Annotated in this window: 8 protein-coding genes; 6 read left to right on the top strand and 2 right to left on the bottom strand. The window is 45.6% G+C overall.

The window, feature by feature from the left end; genetic code table 11:
• Positions 1-175: 175 nt before the first annotated feature.
• The 4 genes from KDK15_RS09040 (at position 176) to KDK15_RS09025 (ending at position 3,089) form a co-directional block, all read left to right on the top strand.
• A complete protein-coding gene (locus tag KDK15_RS09040) occupies positions 176-952 on the top strand; it encodes a TSUP family transporter (RefSeq protein ID WP_257295028.1) in 777 nt (258 codons plus the stop codon).
• Between the two features lie 252 nt (positions 953-1,204).
• Positions 1,205-2,671, top strand: coding sequence for a cardiolipin synthase (cls, locus tag KDK15_RS09035; RefSeq protein WP_257295027.1), 1,467 nt, complete (start codon positions 1,205-1,207; stop codon positions 2,669-2,671).
• Positions 2,672-2,878: a branched-chain amino acid transport system II carrier protein gene (locus tag KDK15_RS09030; protein ID WP_257295026.1), complete on the top strand. Its 207-nt coding sequence runs from the start codon at positions 2,672-2,674 to the stop codon at positions 2,876-2,878.
• A complete protein-coding gene (locus tag KDK15_RS09025) occupies positions 2,853-3,089 on the top strand; it encodes a hypothetical protein (RefSeq protein WP_257295025.1) in 237 nt (78 codons plus the stop codon). The genes KDK15_RS09030 and KDK15_RS09025 overlap by 26 nt, the downstream gene beginning before the upstream one ends.
• Here KDK15_RS09025 and KDK15_RS09020 read toward each other — a convergent pair.
• Positions 3,086-3,376 (bottom strand): PA4642 family protein, encoded by a 291-nt coding sequence (locus tag KDK15_RS09020; RefSeq protein WP_257295024.1) that lies wholly within the window; start codon positions 3,374-3,376, stop codon positions 3,086-3,088. The two genes, KDK15_RS09025 and KDK15_RS09020, sit on opposite strands and share 4 nt — an antisense overlap.
• A 149-nt stretch (positions 3,377-3,525) precedes the next feature.
• On the opposite strand from KDK15_RS09020, the gene KDK15_RS09015 reads away from it, so the two are divergent.
• On the top strand, positions 3,526-3,843 hold the full coding sequence (locus KDK15_RS09015; protein WP_257295023.1) for a hypothetical protein: 318 nt from the start codon (positions 3,526-3,528) through the stop codon (positions 3,841-3,843).
• A gap of 177 nt (positions 3,844-4,020) precedes the next feature.
• On the top strand, positions 4,021-5,394 hold the full coding sequence (locus tag KDK15_RS09010) for a hypothetical protein (RefSeq protein ID WP_257295022.1): 1,374 nt from the start codon (positions 4,021-4,023) through the stop codon (positions 5,392-5,394).
• Between the two features lie 75 nt (positions 5,395-5,469).
• Here the strand turns inward: KDK15_RS09010 and KDK15_RS09005 are convergent, their stop codons facing one another.
• Entirely contained in the window at positions 5,470-5,625 is a 156-nt protein-coding gene (locus tag KDK15_RS09005) for a hypothetical protein (RefSeq protein WP_257295021.1), read from the bottom strand.
• Positions 5,626-5,686 lie beyond the last annotated feature (61 nt).

Here is a 5,686-nt window from a genome sequence, read left to right as displayed (position 1 = left end):
AGTGACTGATCACTTAGTCAGAAAATATGATTTCATTTGGTTAACTACTTAATACCGCTTATCGGAAAGTAAGTAGATTCCGTTTACTGCGGGGGCAACTTATCTTATCAATTTTTCTGGACGTTCTATTATTAAGCTTCCATAAATTATCAGCCTTTATCTGTAAGGAATAATCTTGGACGCAACCATTACTCTGGATCTTGTACTTTTCCTTTTTGCTGTAGCCTCGGTGGCTGGATTTGTTGATTCCATTGCTGGTGGTGGTGGGTTGATATCGATGCCAGCTCTTCTGGCTGCCGGGCTTTCACCGGTTCAGGCGCTGGCAACCAATAAGCTTCAGGGGGCCGCTGGTACGCTGTCCGCCAGTGTTTACTTTATCTCTAAAGGTGCGGTTAACCTGCGGGAGATACGTCTGGCAATAGTGATGACCTTTATGGGCAGCATGATGGGGACGCTGCTGGTGCAGAGAATTGATGCCGGGGTGTTGGACCAGGCCATTCCCTTCCTGCTGATTGGTATCGTCCTTTATTTTCTGTTTTCTCCAAGACTGGGCAGTGACCAGTCACAGCAGTTGATCTCTCTGCCGGTGTTTTCGTTTACAGTGGCGGTGCTGATCGGTTTTTATGATGGCTTTTTTGGTCCCGGTACCGGTTCGTTTTTTACCATGGCTTTTGCGGGTTTGCTGGGTTATTCCATCACCAGTGCTACCGCTCATACCAAAGTTCTGAATTGCACCAGTAATCTGGCATCTTTGCTATTTTTCATTATTGGTGGACATGTGGTCTGGGCAGTTGGTCTGGTCATGATACTGGGTCAGGTTATTGGTGCCAGACTTGGCTCATATGTGGTACTTAGCCGCGGTGAGGCATTGATCCGTCCCATGATTGTCTGCGTGTCTTTGGCTATGACGGCCAAACTTCTTTGGGGTAATTATGGACATTTGCTCCAGTGAAAGGCATCTTGTTTGAAACCATTGTCCCTTTTTCCCTGTCAAGGTTATCCGCTAACGGGCATCCTTCCAGGTAATGCCAGCTGAGTTTTCAAAACCTGTTATTCCCGGCGACTGGTCAGAAAGACAATAGTCTAAAAGCCAGGGTGCTGGCTTATAGCTGGAGCAATGACGAAACGCTTCAACAGAGTACTTCTGGCCAGATCGCCTGAGCAGTCAGGGAATTCAACTGGCTTAATTTCGGAACTTTAGTACATGGAAACAACCTGGTATAGCTGGCTGTTTGGTACTGCCTATCTAAGTGCAATTATTGCTTTTGCGGTTGTGGTGATCATGACACGAAGACCTGTGGGGGTTTCCCTGGCCTGGCTGGTGTTGCTGTTTGCGCTGCCGGTAGCGGGGTTTGTTCTGTATCTTTTATTGGGTTCTCCCCGCCTGGGCATTGGCCGTTTAAAGCGCATGCGCGCACTTTATCCGGATTATGCCCAATGGTATCAACACTTGTCCCGGATTATCTCAGGCAGTGAGCCGTCCCGCTGTCCGGTGACCAGTCATCATGGCATTTTCTCACTGGCAGAAAAAAGCATGAGTATCCCCTTGCTGCCAGGCAACCATCTCCAGCTCTTCTCAGATTTTGGCAACATTATCGAACATCTGCTGCATGATATAGAAAATGCCCGGCAAAGTGTCGTGATTGAGTTCTACATATGGGAGCCGGTTGGTCGAGCCGAAGAAGTGGCGGAAGCGGTTATCCGTGCTTCCAGGCGGGGGATTGATTGCCTGGTTGTGCTGGATAATGTCGGTAGCCGGGGTTTTTTGAATGGTATATGGGCTCGTCGTTTTCGCCTTGAAGGGATCAGTGTGACCGCATCAATGTCAGCAGGCCCTCTGCGAATGCTGGTGGAGCGTATGGATATTCGTAACCATCGAAAGATTCTGGTTGTTGATGATCAGGTGGCCTGGACCGGCAGCTTTAACCTGGTGGATCCATCCCTGTTTAAACAGGACGCTCAGGTCGGGCAGTGGGTGGATGCCATGGTCAGAATTGATGGTGTTGCCGCTCATGTGCTTGGCGCCATTGTGCAATGGGATAAAGCACTGGAAACCGGGCGTGGGCACCCCTCGTTCAACAGACAGTATGAGTACCCTTCGGCTGAGCATCGTGGCCGGGACGATGCATTTGTGCACGTTCTGCCATCCGGGCCTGATGTTGACCGGGAAATGCTGCAGCAGGTCCTGCTGACGGCCATTTATGAAAGTCGTCAGGAACTCCTGATCAGTACACCGTATTTTGTGCCCGATGAGTCTTTGCTGACGGCATTGAAGTCGGCAGCGATGCGTGGTGTTGATGTCCAATTGCTGGTTCCTGAAAAAAATGACTCGAGAATGGTTCATCATGCCAGTCGCTCCTATTATCAGGAGTTGCTGCAGGCTGGCGTCACTATTCAGCAGTTTAGAGGGGGGTTGCTGCACACCAAGTGTGTTCTGGTGGACCGTGAAACAGCGCTATTTGGTACTGTAAACCTGGATATGCGCAGTGTCTGGTTGAATTATGAAGTGACGTTGATTGTTTATGATGGTGGTTTTGGTCAGCAGATATTTCATGTGCTCCAGTCGTATATGAACCAGGCAGGTGAGGTGGATATCAACCGTTGGTCAAAAAGATCTTTTCGACGGAAACTGCTGGAAAATACGCTGCAGCTGTTAAGTCCGCTGCTGTGATTGGATTTGCCGCAGACGTTAAAAGCCACGGCTATTGTGGCCACGGGCCTGATGACATTTGCGTTCTTTCTGGGAGCCGGAAATATTATCTTTCCTCCATTTCTGGGGCATATGGTGGGCACTGAGCTGATTATTGCGATGCTGGGATTCCTTCTGGCCGGTGTAGGCCTGCCGCTGCTGGGTGATTGTCTGTGCCCGTGTCGGTAGTGGTCTGGAAAAGCTGACCGCCATTTTTTCAGGCAAAAATCGCATTATCGTTTGCCGTTATTCTGTTTCTGGCTATCTGGCCAGCGCACTGATTACCAACGTTGGATTGAATAGGCTATTGCAGCATACCGGCGTTGCTGATTATCTATCCTTTGATCATTTCAAAGGGATAACGGCATCAGGCTGCCTGAGGCAGCCTGTACTGTATTAATGCCTGACTGCGTCAGTGAGGGCTTTGAGATACGGTTCACCATGGTGATGTTGTGTGATGGTTTCAGTCAGTGTTTTTCCTTCACTGTCCCGGGCATTCAGACTCAGGCCAGCTTCCAGATAAAAGGGAATAAACCGGGCAAAATCATTCGCTCGCAGGTAGCGGTAGGCTCTTAACAGTATGTGATAGTCTCGACTGCTGCCAGCTGCCGGCTGCAGTGTTAGCAGCGATTTTAAGCGCTCATCACTTAATTCCTCTCCAATGACTTTCTGTTTATCTTTCTTCATGGTTGATTCACTGTTCAGTGTTTTATGGGTGAGGTTTGTCTGGGCGAAATCAATAATCAGGTTGATATTTTACTGAGCCGGAAACAAAGATATATAACCTTAATAGGATATTTTGACATTATATTAAGCATAAAAAGAATAAAAGAAGTTTGCAGGGTTTTATCACCCAGCAGTGGAATCGGCATAATATTCATCGGTCTCTGCCCCATGGAGCTCTGCATGGAGGCTGTATTCTGTTTATTCTCCTGACCTGCTGGGAGGCTGGTTATGGCAACTGGGACTTTATCAATAGGGTGGAAATGCTGGTAATGCCCGTTTTTGCAACCATTCTTTACCTGATGCCAGTTTATGCTTTTTATCGGGTTAATGCGCTGAAATCATTTAGATATCCTGTTCTGGATGTCTTTATTTTTCTGGTTGGACTGGTGGCTATCACCGGGTTTTTATTCAGTCAACTGTTTCCATAGCGCTTTGCTACTCTTGGCTGGGAAAAGCGGTTTATCAGCCGACATGATTTTGACATGGCGATTGCTTTTTAACGCATCACTGCCTGTTTTTCTGAAATTAATCCTGGCTTTTCTAATTAAGTTTTCCTATCAAGCTACAATGAACTGAGTAATTAAAGGAATGGTTGAGGGCGCGTTATGGACGGTGTATCTGGTGCAGGCTCGATGAGTTTTCCACAAGAGCAATTTATTAATAATCTTTCTAAACATCTTGCTGATGGGCATAAGGTTTCGGTTAAATTTACTGATCAAGGTGAGTTTACCATCCAGGTAGTAAAGGATGTTCAATCAACATCAGGTCTTAAGTTATCAGACCAGCAACCGGATGTATCCGTGCCGAGAAAGATACCTCTGCAACAGAGAAAAGCTGAGGTAGCCGCTGAAAAGGATACGGCAACCGTTCGGAAAAGCGTATTTAAAATGCTGAAGTCTGCCAAGAATTACCTTCAGAATAAGATTTCGAGTAAATTCCCTAAAGCTGCAGAGAATCTGAAAAAATTTGATGCAAGCGTTGGTGCGAAAATTAAGAATACATTCAGTGATATCAAAAAAGCCATCAAGCATGAAAACTGGGAAAAAATTCCGGGAGATTCATTAAAAGGCGGCTCTGACCAGTTGAAGCTTGAAGCTCAGATGCATAATGACTCCATTGACCAACTTGAAAGTCTCAAGAACCAGGAGGCTGATAGGAAAACAGAACTGGATACGCTCAACCAAGTCTACAAAAACACCCGTAAGGTGTTTGAAGATTCTGAAGGCGTGATCCATAGCAAAAAGAGAATTACTGTTCCAATTCCTATTGAAGGCGCTGATCCCGTTATTATTGAATCATCAGATCCTGTGGCTCGAAGAGGACAGGTAAATAAGGTCCTTGATAAGATTAAGGAGTCAGGTTTTGCTGAACGAATTAATCAGCTTGATTCAGAAATAAAACAGACGAGATCTGAGCAAAAGCAGTTGAAAGCGTCAATGAAAGAAAGTGGTAATAGAATTCTCGAACTTTTTAAAGCAGAACAACATACATTGGATCAGGCTGAGGCTAAAAATACCAGGTTATCTAAATTGCAGGATGACTTGAGTGAAAAGCGTATTAATCTGGAGTCTCAGGTTGAACAGTTGCAGGCTGAAATCAGAGCTCTAAAAATTGAGAAGCAAGAAACAAAGGAATATGTTGCTCAGCAAAAGGAGAATCTGTCAAAATTTAATAAAGATCTGAGTTTAGTTGGTAAGTTTTCAGCTAATTATGATGATGCAATACCAACCAGTAATGAAAAAATAATCTCTTGTATTAAGGATGCACAAGAGATGATTGAAATTGGTAGTGCCAGGCTAAAAGCAATACCTGGTGAGATGAAGGAGAAAAAAGCAGAGCTGGATACCAAAATGAAAGAGATTGATAACTTGCAAAAAGGCAAAGAATTGAAAAAGCATGAGAAAGCTGATAAGGGAGAAATTGCAGCTGAACAGAATAAGCTGAAACAGCAGTTAGGTAAAAATCTTCGGAAAAAATAATCTTTTATCCATATGCCATAAAAAAAGCTTCCAGAGGAAGCTTTTTTTGTTTGCCCAACGAAGCGGGCAAACCCGTCAGGCTGAAAGAAGCCTGAACCACTCCGACTGAGGGGGAAGGTAATCCCTATGGCAACGGCGCTGCTGGCCAACGGCAAAAGCAGGAATCACACGATGCTCATTGGCCAGAACCGAAGGGACATAGAGCTGTGCATAACCTCTACCCCGTTTCATTTTGTATCACCACCCCGATTGATATTTTCCTGAAATCTGATGTCAAAGGACTGATCAGATC

Origin of the sequence: Endozoicomonas sp. YOMI1, assembly GCF_024606345.1 — a bacterium.
Lineage (GTDB): Bacteria > Pseudomonadota > Gammaproteobacteria > Pseudomonadales > Endozoicomonadaceae > Endozoicomonas.
This window is presented reverse-complemented; position numbering and strand designations above follow the sequence as displayed.